12 protein-coding genes are annotated in these 15,893 nt (G+C 60.5%); 9 read left to right on the top strand and 3 right to left on the bottom strand.

What is annotated here, in order from left to right; all coding sequences use genetic code 11:
• The first annotated feature begins 37 nt into the window (after positions 1–37).
• The 5 genes from ACURWW_RS08355 to ACURWW_RS08375 all read left to right on the top strand — a co-directional run bounded on the left by ACURWW_RS08355 (position 38) and on the right by ACURWW_RS08375 (position 8,110).
• Positions 38–514 (top strand): MarR family winged helix-turn-helix transcriptional regulator, encoded by a 477-nt coding sequence (locus ACURWW_RS08355; protein WP_445616352.1) that lies wholly within the window; start codon positions 38–40, stop codon positions 512–514.
• Positions 515–585: 71 nt separating this feature from the next.
• On the top strand, positions 586–1,272 hold the full coding sequence (locus ACURWW_RS08360) for a fumarylacetoacetate hydrolase family protein (RefSeq protein ID WP_445616353.1): 687 nt from the start codon (positions 586–588) through the stop codon (positions 1,270–1,272).
• A gap of 667 nt (positions 1,273–1,939) precedes the next feature.
• Positions 1,940–4,579 carry an ATP-binding protein gene (locus tag ACURWW_RS08365; RefSeq protein WP_445616354.1) on the top strand — a complete coding sequence of 880 codons (2,640 nt, stop codon included), beginning with the start codon at positions 1,940–1,942 and terminating at the stop codon, positions 4,577–4,579.
• Between the two features lie 122 nt (positions 4,580–4,701).
• Positions 4,702–5,469, top strand: a complete 768-nt coding sequence (locus ACURWW_RS08370) for an ATP-binding protein (protein WP_445616355.1) — start codon at positions 4,702–4,704, stop codon at positions 5,467–5,469.
• A 376-nt stretch (positions 5,470–5,845) separates the two neighbouring features.
• A complete protein-coding gene (locus ACURWW_RS08375; RefSeq protein ID WP_445616356.1) occupies positions 5,846–8,110 on the top strand; it encodes a putative bifunctional diguanylate cyclase/phosphodiesterase in 2,265 nt (754 codons plus the stop codon).
• 33 nt (positions 8,111–8,143) lie between these two features.
• Here the strand turns inward: ACURWW_RS08375 and holA are convergent, their stop codons facing one another.
• From holA to leuS, 3 genes are read right to left on the bottom strand one after another with little or no spacing between them, the layout of a single operon-like run.
• Positions 8,144–9,190 carry a DNA polymerase III subunit delta gene (gene holA / locus ACURWW_RS08380; RefSeq protein ID WP_445616357.1) on the bottom strand — a complete coding sequence of 349 codons (1,047 nt, stop codon included), beginning with the start codon at positions 9,188–9,190 and terminating at the stop codon, positions 8,144–8,146.
• A 12-nt stretch (positions 9,191–9,202) separates the two neighbouring features.
• Positions 9,203–9,739, bottom strand: a complete 537-nt coding sequence (locus ACURWW_RS08385) for an LPS-assembly lipoprotein LptE (protein WP_445616358.1) — start codon at positions 9,737–9,739, stop codon at positions 9,203–9,205.
• Complete coding sequence (gene leuS / locus ACURWW_RS08390; RefSeq protein WP_445616359.1) at positions 9,736–12,345, bottom strand: leucine--tRNA ligase; 2,610 nt, start codon at positions 12,343–12,345, stop codon at positions 9,736–9,738. Before leuS ends, ACURWW_RS08385 begins: the two co-directional genes overlap by 4 nt.
• Positions 12,346–12,520: 175 nt before the next feature.
• On the opposite strand from leuS, the gene ACURWW_RS08395 reads away from it, so the two are divergent.
• The 4 genes from ACURWW_RS08395 to ACURWW_RS08410 are packed head-to-tail and all read left to right on the top strand — an operon-like array spanning position 12,521 to position 15,847.
• The gene (locus ACURWW_RS08395; RefSeq protein WP_445616360.1) at positions 12,521–12,982 is read left to right on the top strand and encodes a zinc ribbon-containing protein; all 462 of its coding nucleotides are present in this window, start codon (positions 12,521–12,523) and stop codon (positions 12,980–12,982) included.
• Between the two features lie 14 nt (positions 12,983–12,996).
• Positions 12,997–13,947, top strand: coding sequence for an ABC transporter ATP-binding protein (locus ACURWW_RS08400; RefSeq protein WP_445616361.1), 951 nt, complete (start codon positions 12,997–12,999; stop codon positions 13,945–13,947).
• Complete coding sequence (locus ACURWW_RS08405; protein ID WP_445616362.1) at positions 13,944–14,840, top strand: ABC transporter permease subunit; 897 nt, start codon at positions 13,944–13,946, stop codon at positions 14,838–14,840. Before ACURWW_RS08400 ends, ACURWW_RS08405 begins: the two co-directional genes overlap by 4 nt.
• Positions 14,840–15,847 (top strand): PDZ domain-containing protein, encoded by a 1,008-nt coding sequence (locus tag ACURWW_RS08410; protein ID WP_458618468.1) that lies wholly within the window; start codon positions 14,840–14,842, stop codon positions 15,845–15,847. The genes ACURWW_RS08405 and ACURWW_RS08410 overlap by 1 nt, the downstream gene beginning before the upstream one ends.
• Positions 15,848–15,893 lie beyond the last annotated feature (46 nt).

Raw genomic sequence — 15,893 nt, forward strand, 5'->3', positions numbered from 1 at the left:
AGGCCTCCTTTTAAGAATAAAAATGGGACCGCTTCCGATGTCTATACACGACGACCTCCTCGAGATGGAGCCCGAAGTTCGCACCGATCACCTGCGGCTGGGCATCCTGGACGACATGATCAGCTATCAACTGCGCAGAGCCCAGTTGCGGGTTTTCCACAGTTTTACCGAGCACCTGGAAGACGCCAAAGTCACCCCCGGCCAGCTGGCGCTGCTGATCAAGATCAGCAACAATCCCGCAATCAGCCAGACCGCCCTTGCGCGGGCCAATGGGATCGAACGCTCGACACTCGGCGAGATTGTGGACCGCTTCGAAAAGCGTGGCTGGGTTGTACGGCGCAAACACAGTACCGACCGCCGGGCCTATGCATTGCACCTGACAACCGAAGGGGCCCTGCTGGTAGACGCGCTGGTGCCCTCGGTCATGGACCACGAAACCGAGTTGACCCGCGGTTGGCCTGAGGGAGACCGGTCCACGCTATTGCGCCTTCTGCGTCGCCTGGCAGCACCCTGAGCGGGTGGACGCCGGACCTCCCAGGGCGGTCAACATCCATTGCGCGATTGCGCGCCCCACAGGACCATACAATGCGTTATGTTTTTGATCCTCCTGTACGCCCCTCGGTTGGCGTGCAGGGCCTGGAAGCCCGGTTTCCGGTTCATCGAATCTATTGTGTGGGCCGCAACTATGCGGCTCACGCGCGGGAGATGGGCCAGGATCCAGAGCGGGATCCACCGTTCTTTTTCACCAAGCCGGCCGACGCGATTGTCACTGATTACCACTCCGCACCCTATCCGCCCAAGTGCGCGGATCTTCATCACGAGGTGGAACTGGTGGTGGCCATCGGCCGTGGCGGACAGGACATCGCGGTGGAGTCCGCTGAGCAGCACATCTACGGCTACGGCGTCGGCGTCGACCTGACCCGCCGTGACCTGCAAACGGCGGCGCGAAAAAAAGGGCAGCCCTGGGACGCCTCCAAAGGCTTCGACAGTTCCGCGCCTGTATCGCGTATCACGCCGGTGGAGGTATGTGGACACCTGCGCACCGGAACGATAGCCCTTGCGGTCAATGGAGAGACCCGCCAGAAAGCGGATATCGGGGATCTGATCTGGTCAGTTCCGGAGGTTATCGCGCAGCTCTCCGGTCTGTTCCAGTTACAGCCCGGGGACCTGATTTTTACCGGAACTCCAGCCGGCGTTGCCGCTCTGAAACCTGGCGATCGAGTGGAAGCGCGGATTGACGGGCTCCAGGACTTGAGAGTAACTATCAGCTAGCAGCGCTTTTTGAACTTAAGCTCAACCCAGGGAATAAAAAGGCTCGCGCGACGTTCCAAAAAGCCATTAGCGCGCGGTGACGCAGCCATTAGCGCGAGGCGACCAAAAGCCATTAGCGGCCATCGATAGAGCATCCAATAGCAGCAACCGATTAGCGATTATCCGCCACAGGGATTGCTGCCATCGGTCGAACAGGCTCATTGCGACTGTCATCGATGGTTGCCACGCCGGTGCAGGACGGATCGGTTAGGTTCTTTGGGTTGAACCGAGACCGCTGCATAGAGCCTCACAGTCTTAGCCGCGAATGGATCTAATGCGAAGCTAGTATTCCAATTTTCCTTAAAAGAGCTTAAATTTTTTCGGGAGTCGCACGTACTGAATCAATCGCAGACATCTCAGTGTAGCTCAGGCGGCACCGGCCCCAACGAAACGGTTGTAAAAGCACAGCTCAGCATGCATGCTGATGGGCAACAATAATAATCACTACCTCCTGTCGCTAAGAGCGGCAGGTAATTTGGGCGACATCATTTCCACGCATCGCCATTCTCGAAGCACGACTGAACGCGATTCAGGTGCGAAGGCAGCTGTACTTATCTCACAATAACTCTTTGCTGCGCGAGGACCGTGTGTCCTTGCCCGCGAAGACGCGGGATGGGAGAGAAACGCCATGTCAGGCCCCTCTGCGAGTTATAGAGGAAGTTCCGATACGGATTCCGGTCGTAGCGCTGCCGCAAGTGACAACGGCAGCTATCGCGCCAGCTTGCCGCAATCCGAAGCGGAAGGCGAACCCGGGCCGGCTTTTCAACAGTCGGCAGAGACCCTCGAAGCGGTCAGCGACCAACTGAGCCGAAACCTGCGCGAGCTGGCGCAGACCTACCTCCGGCTCGAAGGCGTTGTCGGTGGCGCGGAAGCGAGCCTGATGTTCGTGGGCCTGGATCTGCAACTGCAACGTTTTACCGACAGGCTTGCCCACCTTCTTTCTCTGAGCGATGAGGACCGGGGCCGGCCGCTGGCCGACCTGGCCGGAAAGCTGAATTTTCCAGACCTCGAAGCCTGCGCGAAGGAGGTGCTGACAACCGGGATCGCCAGGGAGCAGGAGGTCCAGATAACCACGGACGGGTGGTATCTTTTGAAAATGCACCCGGACATGAGCATGGGCGATGCCCCTGTCGGCCTTACCATCAGTGTCACGGATATCAGCCACGCGAAGCGGACGGAACCGCCCACCACACGTGCCCAGCGCTATGCGGAGAAGATTTTCGACACCTTGCAGGAGCCGGTCATTCTGCTTGCCGCAAACCTTGAGGTGGTATCCGCCAACCCCGCTTTCTACCGCATCTTCCAGTTGCAGCCGCACCAAACCCAGGGGAAACCCATCTACGAACTGGGTGATGGCCAGTGGGATTTTGCGCTGCTGCGCGATCTGCTGGAGCGGGTTCTTCCGAACAACGAAAGTTTCGAGGGCTTCGAACTCACCCACACCTTCCCGGGCATTGGGGAACGAACGTTGCTCCTCAACTTCTGCCGTCTGGACGAGGAGCAGCTCATACTGCTGACTGCCCACGATGTGACACTGCATCGGCAGATCGAGCGGTTGCGCCAGCGGGAAAGCTCACTCCTTGAGGAGGTTGACGTTCGACGTCGGCTTCAGGAGATGGCCGCTGCGGTGCTTCAATCCGGAACGATGGACGAAATGTTTCAGTTCACCCTGGATGCGGCGAGCGAGATATCCGGGGCTGACTTCTGCGTTCTTCAAGTGGTCGGTGACGATGCCGAGCTGGAACTGGCGGCGCAGACCGGGCTACCTGAAGACCAGCTGCGCGAGTTCCTTGATCTGGCTTCGGACAGTGACATCGTTTCCTTTCGCGCCTTCCACGAGCGACACAGAGTCATGGTTGAGGATCTGGCGGACAGTGACCTCGAGAAGCTGTACTCGCTGGCGCGGCAAATGGGCGTGCGGGCGATCCAGTCCACCCCGCTGGTTGGGCGAAGCGGCAAACTCCTCGGCGTTCTTTCCTCCCTCTATCGTCAGCCCCGGTATTTCTCTGTGCGCGATGAGTACCTGCTGGATTTGCTGGCTCTGGAGATTGCCGATCTCTGTGAATGGGTCAAGACAGAGAAGCGACTGCGGCAAAGCGAAACACGCTTGCGTGCCCAGTCCGAGCAACTCCTTGCCAACGATCGACAGAAGAACCAGTTCCTCGGCTTGCTCGGCCACGAACTGCGCAATCCACTGACCGTCATGCGTAACGCGCTCCAGACCCTTGTGGCCGAAGAGCAGGCTCATGCCGAGGAGCCGAAGATCAGCGAAGCACTGGCGCTTCTTGAGCGGCAGAGTCGTCACATGACACACCTGGTCAATGATCTGCTGGATATTACTCGCATCAACAATGGCAAGGTGGTCCTGAAAAGGGAGCGGGTTTCGCTGCCCCGCTGCCTCGAAGAAGTGATTGCAGCCCACCGGAGCACTCTCGCGGTCAGGGAACTGCACTACACGGTGGAAGGGCCGCGAGAGCCGATCTTTCTCGATGCGGACTCCGCTCGTCTGTTCCAGGTCCTGGACAACCTGCTCACCAACTCCATCAAGTTCACCCAGCCAGGCGGGCACATTCGATTGGCGATGACGCGTGAGGGAGCGGAAGCGATAATCAGAATCAAGGACACGGGCATCGGCATTCCGCCCGAATCTCTCGACAGTCTTTTCGATCCGTTTACCCAGGTTGACAACAATCTGGCCTGTCACGGCCTGGGCCTTGGCCTCAGTCTCGTGAAAAGCCTCGTAGACCTCCACGGGGGGGAAATCACTGCGTACAGCGAAGGTGAAGATCAGGGCAGCGAGTTTGTGATTCACTGGCCCTTGCACAAACAGCAAAGTGAACCGGAGGCGGACGCGGCACCCCCGATCTTGCGCGCCATGGACGCCACGCAAAGTTTGCGGATACTGGTAGTGGACGACATCGCCGATATCGCGGACTCGTTTGCCAGGGTGCTGGAAGCCGGCGGGCACGAAGTTCTGGTGGCCTACGACGCGGAGCAGGGGCTTCGCCTCGCGAAGGAGTGCCGGCCCTCGGTGGCGTTTCTTGATTTGATCATGCCGGAAACCGACGGCTACCAGTTGGCCCGCCAGCTTCGCGAACATTTTTCGCCGGATGAGCTGACGCTGGTTGTGGTGAGCGGTTACGGCCAGGGTGAGCACCTGGAAAAAAGTCGTCGGGCGGGTGTCGATCACCACCTGCTCAAGCCCATCGAGGTTCAGCAGGTTTATTCGATACTGGAGTCGCTGCCGCCCCGCCGGGAAGACGCCTGACGGCTATTTCTGATGGGGGCGCATTCGCCATCTTTCCGCTCGCTCGATAGAGCAATGCATTCCTTAAGGCTCACGGTTCTGGCACAATCCCGGCGGTCGATTGTAGCTGTCCGGGAGACGATGTGACTATTGATTGGAGACAAACACCTGCCGCCATCTGGCGCGCCCGGCGCGCAAGCCTGCGCCCTGTAAGGGACCTGGATCCTATCCGGCTTGATCAGTTGCTCGGCATCGACGCGCAGAAAGAGCGGATTGTCCATAACACCGAGAGATTTCTGCGGGGCCAGAGCGCCAACAATGCGCTTCTCTGGGGCTCGCGGGGTACCGGGAAGTCGAGCCTGGTGAAAGCCTTGCTCAACCGCTATTTCGAGGAAGGCTTGCGGATCATCGAGGTGGACAAGGACGATCTGGTGGACCTTCCCGAGATTGTCGACGAAATACGGGAACTGTCCCAACGCTTTGTAATCTTCTGCGACGATCTGTCGTTCTCGGAAGGGGAGAACAGTTACAAGGCCATGAAAAGTGTTCTCGAGGGTTCGATCGAACGGCCGCCCGAGAACGTCGTCATCTACGCAACTTCCAACCGTCGGCACCTGATGCCAGAATCCCGCGGCGACAACAACGTGACCGAGATTGTGGCGGGTGAGTTGCATTACGGCGATGCCGTCGAGGAAAAACTGTCACTGGCCGATCGGTTCGGGCTTTGGCTGTCCTTCTATCCAATCAACTGGGAGGAGTACTTTCAGTTGGTGGACAGCTATTTCGAGGACTATTCCGGCGACAGAAAGTCACTCCACGAGGCAGCACGTCAGTTCGCCTTGTTGCGGGCAAGCCATAGTGGCCGCACGGCCAAGCAGTTTTATCTGAGTCGGAAGGGCGAGCAGTTGTAGGCCCTCCTGAGCCCCGTTTTCCCGCCAACACCGATCCCCATCTGTCGGTACTCGCTGTGCAGGCTGTTCCCCGGCGGCAAAAGATTGGATGTGACTCATACATTCAGGTAATATTGAGCGCCATCAAGGGGAGCTGCCGCAGTCCGTTTTGTGCCCGTGGTTTTGCCTCACGCCGCCTGAAGGGAGTCTCCTGTGCGGGGACTTGCTCGAAGGAGACACTCGAAAGAATGCGTCGGGCGGGAGCCGCACCCGAATCGCTCCCAGGTCGCTCGTCGTAGTGTCGGTGCATGGAGGCGACTGAAAAGGAAGATTTCCCGGCTCAGCGACCGGGGCAGTATTGGCACGTCCGCGACAGGATAGTGAAACAGATTTCGATATGCAGAAAAGTCTGGCCGCGGCCGAGCTCATCAATACCTTCCAGGAACTTTTTACCGACCTTGAGCACGAGCAGGTCGTCGAGCGCCTGCTCCGCCTGGTGATGGCGGATTCCCGCATCTCCCGTGCAGTTCTCCTCATCCCTCATGAAGATCAGATTCGAATCGAAGCCGTCGCGCAGTCATCGGCAAAGGCTGTTCTGCCGCGCGTCAACTTCACCAAACTGCAAAACATTCCTCACGACCTGATTCGCCAGTCGATAGACAGCGGCCAATCCATGACCGCGGTGGCGCAGGGCGTGGCACAGCCCTGTGCGGCTGGGACTGCCTCGATTCACTTGCACCCTGTAGCGATACTTGGTGAAGTGGTCGCGCTTTACTACCTTGAATCGGGCAGGGGTTCGGACATTCTTGCTGCCACTGTGGGAGCGCTGGCGCCTGTGTGGACGTTCAGCGCGTACCTGTTTCGCAATGCGCAGGAGTTACGCCGGTATCAGCGGCAAAGCGAAGAGTACAGCCGCGCAGAGCAGGCTTTATGGGCCAGCGACCTGTTTCTCCACTCCATGCTGAACAGCTCGCCCGCACTGATTTCGATAAAGGATCTGAACGGGAACGTAATGCTCGCCAGCGATCATTACAAAGAGCTTGCGGAGTTGAGCGAGGCAAGCGGTCGCAGCGATGTTTTTGACATATATCCCATGGAGATTGCCCAATCCCTGTGGGATAGCGATTTTGAATCCAGCAAGGCTGCGCAGGTCATCGAGTCTGAACTGGAAGTTCGCCACAAGGATGGAACACTGCACACCTACCTGATGCTGAAATTTCCCTTGCGGGACGAAGAGGGCCAGATCTTCAGTGTTTGCAGCATCTGCACGGATATCACCGAGCGGAAGATGGCGGAGGATGCAGTACGCGAGCAGCAGTCTCGCCTGAACTTCATGGCCTTCCACGACGTTCTGACAGGGCTTCCCAATCGCTCCTTATTTTATGATCGGCTCAACCACGGCTTGTGCCGGGCGCAGCGCAACGGTGGCAAGCTTGCGTTGATGATGATTGACGTGGACCGTTTCAAAAGCGTCAACGACACCCTGGGGCGGAATGCGGGCGATCAGTTTCTGAAGGCTGTCGCGCGCAAGGTGGCAGGCACATTGCGCAAAATGGACACGGTCGCCCGAATCGGGGGTGACGAGTTCATCGTGATTCTCGAGGGAATCAAGGACGTCGCCGACGCGCGGCAGGTTGCCAACAAGCTGTTGCGACAACTTGCACAACCGAGTGTTATCGACAATGAGATGGTTCAGACGTCCGCAAGCATTGGTATCAGCGTTTTCCCTCAGGATGGCAACGCTGCGGATGAACTGTTGAAACGCGCCGACATTGCCATGCACAAAGCCAAGGAGAGCGGCAAGAACAACTATCTTTACTATACCGAAGGAATGGACTCGTCGGCGGTTAAGTTCCTCGTGGTGGAAAAAGATCTTCGCACCGCCATCGAGGAGGGCCAGCTTTGTCTGTATTACCAGCCGCAGGTGGACTTGCAAACCGGTGATCTGGTTGGCGTGGAAGCACTGGTGCGCTGGAACCACCCGGAACGGGGCCTGATTGCGCCGTCCCATTTCATTCCACTGGCAGAGGAAACCGGCCTGATCGTTCCCTTGGGCGAATGGTTGTTGCGCGAGGCCGGTGCACAGCAAAAGCGCTGGATGGAATCGGGAAAGTACGTGGGCAAGATCGCCGTTAATCTGTCACCCCGGCAACTCAGGCAGCGCAATTTTGTAGAACGCCTCGGGGAGATACTGGAAGAAATTGATCTGCCGCCTAAATACCTGGAGCTGGAGATCACCGAGACCTCCGCGATGGAGCATGCGGGTGAAACCGTGAGCATGCTCACACAGCTCAATCAGATGGGGCTGTCGCTCGCCATCGACGACTTCGGAACCGGCTACTCTTCTCTCGCCTACCTCAAGCGTTTTCCCATTCAGAAGCTGAAAATCGATCGCAGCTTCATTCACGACATTCACACGGATCAGAACGACGCTTCCATCGCCAACTCGATCATCGGTCTTGCCCACAACATGCAACTGAATGTTGTGGCTGAAGGCGTTGAGAATGAGCTCCAGGCGAGCTGGCTGCGCAAGCGGGGCTGCGATCAGGCGCAGGGTTATCTCTATGCGCAGCCCATCCCGCCAGAGAAACTGGAGCGCTTTTTCACATCGGGAGTGGCGTCTTTCAAGGAGCGGCAGGTGGAGCCGGAGCTGCCCTTCTAGCCGATTGTCGACCGTGGCCGGTTAACCCGCTAATCAGGATTTCAGGGCCAGGGTTTCGGTTGGGCGGGTGAGCGGGAAAACGCCCGACAGATTCAAGACGATCTCCAGGCAACCCTCCCAGGGGTCAGAGTCATGCATTCCCTTCGTCGCCCGGTCCACCTGGCCCGCCTTGCGCAGGAGCAGGTTGAGTTGTGCGGGCTTCAGACGCGCAAGCGCATTCTTTACTAAAGGTTGGCGCTTGTCCCAGACGCCGTATTGGCGTGCGACGCTCTGGAACGGTTTGCCTGCCGCCACCGCTTCGCTCAGTTGCAGCAAGGTGCGCAGCTCCCGACTCAGCGCCCAGAGTACCGCCAGGACTTCCGTTCCCTCGGATTTCAGGCCGTTGAGGGTTTTTACCGCACCGCGAGCATCCCCGTGCAGGGCCTTGTCCACCAGACTGTAAACGTCGTAGCGGGCACTGTCCGCTACCGCGTGGGCCATGGTGCCGGCGTCCACGCGGCCCTCATCGGCAAGCAATTTGAGTTTTTCCAGCTCCTGGGCGGCGGCCAGAAGGTTGCCTTCCACTCGCGAGGCGAGAATATCCACCGCTTCGTCGCTCACTTGGATCTCCAGGCGTTTGGCACGCTCGCGAATCCAGCGGGGTAGTTGCCCTGGGTTGACGGGCCAGACGGGAATAAAACGACCCGCGCCTTCGACAGTCTTGAACCACTTGGCGCTTTGTACGTTGCGTTCGAATTTGGGAGCAACGATCAGGAGGAGGTTGTCGGCGGGTGGGGCGCCGGCGTATTCCACCAAAGCTTTGCGGCCCTTGTCGGAAAGTTTTCCGGTCAGGCGAACCTCGATGATTTTGCGGCTTCCGAACAGGGACAGGCTCTGCCCGGAGTGGTGGAGCTGATTCCAGTCGAAGTTGTAATCGGCGTGGTACAGCTCCCTCTCGTCGAAGCCCTGCTCCCGCGCCGCCTGGCGGATCCGGTCGCAGCACTCCTGCACCACCAGGTGTTCATCGCCGCTGACTACATAGATGGGGGCGAGGCCTTTGTTCAGGTCGCCGGTCAGCTGTTCGATTGAGAGCTTGGCCATTGAGTTATCTGACTACGGGGCTTCTGTGGCCGGTGCGGGCGCCTTGGCTGATGGATCACCCACATCCAGGAACCGCAGCCGGCGAATAATCTGCTGGGCCGTTTCGCGGCGCATCTCCTCCTGGATCAGCCGCTCCTCTTCCTCCTTTCCGAGCACGTTGTCCTGGTCGTACTCGTAGGAGCGGATCAGGGAGATTCGATCAGCGGGAAGCAGGGTGTTGCCCTGGCCGTCTTCAATGCTGAACTCCGTTTCGGCGATCAGCTCATATTCGGTCACCAGGGTGTTGTCTCCGACCGCAACCACGCGGCGCTCCTCATCGTAAGCAAGGAGGTTGATGACCAGCTGCGCCGCGCTCTCCTGCTCTGCAACCGTGACATTGTTGGCGGTCAGCAGGTCCCGCAAGCTGCTGGCCAGGCGCTGGCTGTCACCGCCCTCGTTCACATACAGCGTTTCCAGGCCGGCAGGCATCGCCACCGTCCCGCGCAGGCGCCAGCCGCAGGCGCTGACCAGGGCCAGCGCGAGAACGATAACAAGGGCCCTGCGCATCATCGGGGCTTCACAACGATGTTGACCAGCTTGCCAGGCACCGCGATCACTTTCACGACCTCCATGCCCTCCAGGTACTTCTGCACCCGGGAGTCGGCCTTCGCTGCGGCTTCCATGGCCGCCTTGTCCGCATCCGCCGGTACATCCAGTTGGGCGCGTACCTTGCCGTTCACCTGGGCGGCGATCTGGATCTCGGACCGGGCCAGAGCGGCTTCATCCACCTGCGGCCAGAGGGCGTCGATGATCGCACCTGCCTCCCCCATGTAGTGCCAGAGCTTGTGACTGATGTGGGGCACGATGGGCGCAAGCAACTGGATCGCGGCGAGCAACGCTTCGCGCTCCACCCCCAGATTGGCCGGCGTGGAGCGGTCCGCGAGGCGGTTGACCTCGTTGAGCAGCTCCATCACCGCGGCGATGGCGGTGTTGAAGGTTTGCCGGCGACCGAAATCGTCGCTTACCTTGGCGATGGTCTCGTGGGTTTTGCGGCGCAGGTCGACCTGTTGCTTGTCCAGCGAGCCCGGGTCAAAGGGGCCGGGAGTTCCGGCTTCCAGGTGGCCGTGCACCGTCTTCCACAGCTTGCGCAGGAAGCGGTAGCTGCCTTCCACGGCACTGTCGGTCCACTCCAGACTCTGGTCCGGCGGTGAGGTGAACATGGTGTACAGGCGCACCGTGTCCGCTCCGAACTTCTCCACGATCTCCTGGGGATCGATGCCATTGTTCTTGGACTTGGACATCTTCACGGTGCCGCCGATGTGCAACTCCTCGCCACTGGCCCGGTGTACCGCCTTGATCACCTTGCCCTTGCTGTCCTTCTCGAAATCCACATCCTTGGGGTTGATCCATTCCCGGGTGCCGTTTTCGTTCAGGCGATAGAACGAATGGGCCAGGACCATGCCCTGACAAAGCAGGCGTTTGAAGGGCTCGTCGCAGCTCACCAAGCCCTCGTCGCGCATCAGCTTGTGGAAGAAGCGGGCGTAAAGGAGGTGGAGGATGGCGTGCTCGATGCCCCCGACGTACTGGTCCACTGGCAGCCAGTAATCCGCCGCGGCCTTGTCCAGCATGCCTTCCGTGTACTGGGGGCAGGTGAAGCGGGCGTAATACCAGGAGGACTCCATAAAGGTGTCGAAGGTGTCGGTTTCCCGCACTGCGGGCTGGCCGTTGATCTCGGTCTGTCGCCAGCCCTCATCTTTTTTGATCGGTGACTGGACACCGTCCATGACCACGTCTTCGGGCAGCAGCACCGGCAGGCGGTCCGCCGGGACGGGAATCTCCTGACCATCGTTCAGATAGAGCATGGGAATGGGTGCGCCCCAGTAGCGCTGACGGGAGACGCCCCAGTCCCGAAGACGGTAGTTAGTGGTCACTTTTCCGCGCCCGTCGGCTTCCAGCCGCCGGGCAATCGCATCAAACGCCTTCTTGAAGTTCAGGCCGTCGAACTCACCGGAATTGATCAGCACGCCTTTCTCCACGAAGGCTTCCCTGTCCAGGTCGCACTGCTCCTTGCTGCCGGGCCCGGGCGCCACCACCTGTTCGATGGGCAGGTCGTACTGCCTGGCGAACTCCCAGTCCCGCTGGTCGTGGGCGGGCACGGCCATTACCGCGCCGGAGCCGTATTCCATGAGGACGTAGTTGGCGATCCAGATCGGTATCTCGCGGCCGGTAATGGGATGGCGGGCGCGCAGGCCGGTGTCCATGCCCTTCTTGTCGAGCACGGCCATGCTGGCCTCAGAGACGGACTGAGCCTTGCAATCCTGGACGAAAGCAGCCAGCTCCGGGTTGCCTTCTGCTGCGGCCAGGGCGAGGGGATGCTCGGCCGCCAGACACATGTAAGTGACGCCCATCAGCGTATCGGGGCGGGTGGTATAGACCTCGACCCGGTCCATGCCCGCGGCAGGCGCCGTCAGGTCGAAGCCCAACTCGACGCCCCGGCTCTTGCCGATCCAGTTGCGCTGCATGGTTTTCACCTGCTCGGGCCAGCCTTCCAGCTGGTCCAGATCCCGCAACAGCTCATCGGCGTAAGCCGTGATCTTGATGAACCACTGGGGAATCTCCTTGCGCTCCACTTCGTGATCACAGCGCCAGCAGCGCCCGTCCACGACCTGCTCGTTGGCAAGGACCGTCTGGTCGTTAGGGCACCAGTTCACGGGCGAGACCTTCTTGTAGGCCAGCCCTTTTTCGTACAGACGGGTGAAGAACCACTGCTCCCAGCGGTAGTAGTCCGGTTTGCTGGTGGCAAACTCCCGGCTCCAGTCGAGGCCGAAACCAAGGGCCTTGAGCTGGTTGCGCATGTAATCGGTGTTGGAATAGGTCCAGGCCGCGGGTGCCGCCTTGTTCTGGATGGCCGCGTTTTCCGCGGGCAGGCCGAAGGCGTCCCAACCCATGGGATGCAGAACATTCTTGCCCAGCATGCGCTGGTAGCGGGCAATCACGTCGGTAATGGTATAGTTGCGCACATGCCCCATGTGCAGCCGGCCGCTGGGGTAGGGGAACATGGACAGGCAATAGAACTTCTCCTTGCCCGGATCCTCCTTTACCTCGAAGCTCTTGTGCGTTTCCCAGTATTGCTGGGCTTCGGCATCGACCTGGGAGGGTTGGTAAAGCTCTTCCATCGTGTGACCTTGCGTAAGCTTGCAGAGTGCGGGACGCGCCCGTGGGAGTATCGCCACCCGGGATCGGCCGCGCGGCCTGCGGGTATTGATCAAAAGAAACGAAAGTCCGACATTATACTCAAACGACCACGGGTTTGTGGCGTGTTCCCGGCAGATCCCAGCACAGGAGTTTCCGATGACCGACCCCGACGATTACGAAAAGCCGCCGGAGGAAAAAAATCCCCTGGAGAAGCTGCGGGACAGCTTCCGCCAGGAGATGGAGGAACTGGCCAAGCTGGAACTGGACGTGGAGGAACTCGCCGAGCGCCGGGCCGCGCTGCTGCGCGCCTATATCCGCGACGATATCCACGGCATCCGCACTTTCTGGAAGGACTTACAGGGAGAGGTACACACTTTGGAAGATTTTGTATTCCAGTGGCTCATGCGCGCGGCCAACCCCACGCCCGTTGACTGGGTCAAGCTCGATCAGTACCTGGAGCATGGCGAGAACCGGCTGATGGCGGGGGAGACGGCCACCGATGTGGAGCTGGTGTGTGTGGGTTGCGGCCGCATCCGCCTGGTGGAGGGGACCGCCAAAGTCAAACCCTGCAGCCGCTGCGGCGCCGAGTTGTACGAAGTGCGTCAGAAGCGGCACTAGTGGGGGCCGCTCCCATGACGCCGCTGATTATTCGCGACCTTCGCAAAACCTTTGGCCGGCATGCGGTCCTGCGCGGGGTGGATCTGCAGATGGAAGCGGGCACCGTTCTGGGCCTGGTAGGCCTCAATGGTGCCGGCAAGACCACCACCCTGCAGTGCATGCTCGGATTGCTCCCCTTCGACGGCGGCGAAGTCTCGGTTTTCGGCCTTCCGCCCGCCGCTCTCTATCGCAGCGGCGGCCGGGTGGCGGTGGTGTTCGACGAACCCTGCCTCCATCCACACCTCACCGTGGCACAGACCCTCGAACATGCCCGCCTGCTCACCGGCGCCGATCGCAGCGAGCTGCCGCGACTGGAAGTACTGCTCGGCATCGAGCGCTATCACCACGTCCGGCTGCGGGACCTGTCCCTTGGCAACCGCCGCCGCTGCTCCATCGCCCAGGCCCTGGTGGGCGAGCCTTCCCTGATCATTCTGGACGAGCCATTCAACGGCCTCGATGCCGGTGGCGTGGACGATCTGCTGGCGCTTATCCGCAAGCTCAACCGGGAGCGGGGAATTTCCTTTCTGCTCGCCAGTCACCAGCTCTCGTATCTGGAGCGAATCTGCTCCCACATGGCCATTCTGCACCAGGGCCGGATTGCCCTTGCTGACCGGATGGACCGGTTGCTTGCGGCCAAAACCACCCGGGTGAATCTGCTGGTATCAGAGCCCGGGCCCGCCCGCGAGCATCTGGGAGCCTTACGCGGAGTCCGCTGGCTTGAAGAGGAGAGCGGACGGGAAGGTGAACACTACCGCATCACCTGCGAACTGCAGGACCTGGGGGTTGCGGACCTCAACCGGTCGCTGGTCGGTGCGGGCATTGATGTGTTCGGCCTGCAACCCCACCGTCAATCGCTGGATGCACTGTTCCGGCGTATCACTGGCGCAGACAGCGAAGCCGGGACTCCGGCGGGGGCGGCTGCATGACCTCGCCGCCCCTCAGCAACCCGGCTCTCGACAGCGAGTTGACCGGCACTCCCCGGGCGCGCAAGGCCGGGGGCTTTCGCACCGCCCTGGCTGCGGAAGCATTCGTGGCGCGACACAGCCTCAGTCCCTGGCTCCTGGCGTTCATTCCCGCCGCGGCGGTTGCTTTCCGGCTGCTGCTGGTCAAGGTGGCCGGCGCCGCCCCACTGGAAGGCGAGGATGGCGCCGCGTCCGGCTACGGTTACATGGTGGACGGGTTCGCCACGGGTCTCACGCTTCTGTACCTGGTCTTCATCGCCTACGCCGCTCACAGCTTTGCAGTGGATCGGGACCACGGTGTACTGCGGCATTTGGTGATTCGCAGTGTCAGTCGCCGCAACCTGGTGGCCGCCAAGCTGGTCTTCCTGCATTTGCTGGCACTGCTTTCCGTAGCCGGGGTTCTGCTTGCCGCCTACCTGCTCAGTCGGGGGTTGTGGGAACTGGGTCCCGTGGTGGAGGACGGCTTCGAGATCATCAGTGTGGAGCTTATCCACGAAGAAATCGCCATGGGTCTGCGGCTCGCATTGCTGCCTCTTCCCGCCTGTCTGGCCCTGGGGGTGCTCATTTCCGTACTTGCGCGCTCCGCAACCCAGGCGGTCGCCATCGCAGTGGGGGTCACTCTGGCGCTTGATATCTTCAAAAATGTGCTGGGCAGCGGGGCCCACTTCATTTACGCCACTTTTCAACCGTCGCTGATCGATCAGTCCTACCTCAGTGAAGTGGCGCGCATTGTTCGCGGGTACTCCGATGTGCTTGTGGATCCGGCGGTTCACCAACTGAATATCTGGGTCCCACTTCCGCAGGCTGTTGCGTTTGCGCTGCTGGCGGTGCTGGTCGTGGGCAGGAGAAAGCTCTGATGGAAAGACAAAGACCGTGGATGGACGGACAAAGATCGTGGTTTGCGAGCGCAGCCCTCTGTACCGGGTGGTGCGTACTATTGCTGACAGGCTGCGTAAGCACCGAGCCCATGAGCAACGCCCCCCACATCAACCTGTCGCCTGAGCAAATGGATTTTGCCAGCGGGGACGCAGGTGCGCTGGACTTCGGTCTGGACCTCAGCCCCAACGAGAGTGACTCCCTGGAGAATCTGACCGTACTCCCGGGTTTGCGGGTTCGTGGCGTCCGCTCCGGCAGCCCCGCCGACCGCGCGGGGCTGCGCTCCGGTGACGTTCTGTTGTCGGTGGACGGAGTGGCCACCAACGAAGTGGATGCCCTGGCCAGTATTGCGTCGGCGAGCGAGAGCGAAGAGTTTCCCGTGGAGGCACGCCGCGGCACCACGGTTTTCAAAACCACAATGTCGCGCCCCGGGCGGCGACTGGTTGCCACTCCCGAAGCATTGTACCGGGCGGACCCGCTGCGCAGTCGCGCCGGCTATCGCACGGAACTGCTGGCAACTGCCGGGGGCGCACAGCAAACGGTGGCGCGGGTCCAGACTCTGTTTCCGGCAAGTCCTCTGAACGCCGCTGGCGTGCAGGTGGGAGACGTGATTGTTGCCCTGGACGGCGAGCCGGTCCAGAGCGCCCAGGGACTGGTGAACGCCTTGAGCCGCCGTAAACTCGGCGAGAGCGTGAACCTGACTCTGATTGCCAAGTCAGAGCCAGAGGCGGGACCCAGGGATCTTCGGCTGCGGCTCTGGAAGCCGGAGCGAAGACTCAGCGCATTTTCTCTCTGGCCCCTGTTCACCTATGAGTCATCCCTTGACCCGGAGCAGGTGGAGTTCCAATTGGTGGACCTGATACTCTTTCCACTGTTTTCCTACGAGCGCGACGAAGGAGAGAAAACCTACCGGCTGCTCGGCCTGTTCAAGTTCGGTACAGGTTATGGCGAGTTGCTGGAGGAATCACCGACCGCCGCTGCGCCATAGATTGGAGTTTCCCCCAGGGGCCGGGCTCCGGGCCATTCGTCGCCAT

The organism is Gilvimarinus sp. F26214L (genome assembly GCF_054401055.1).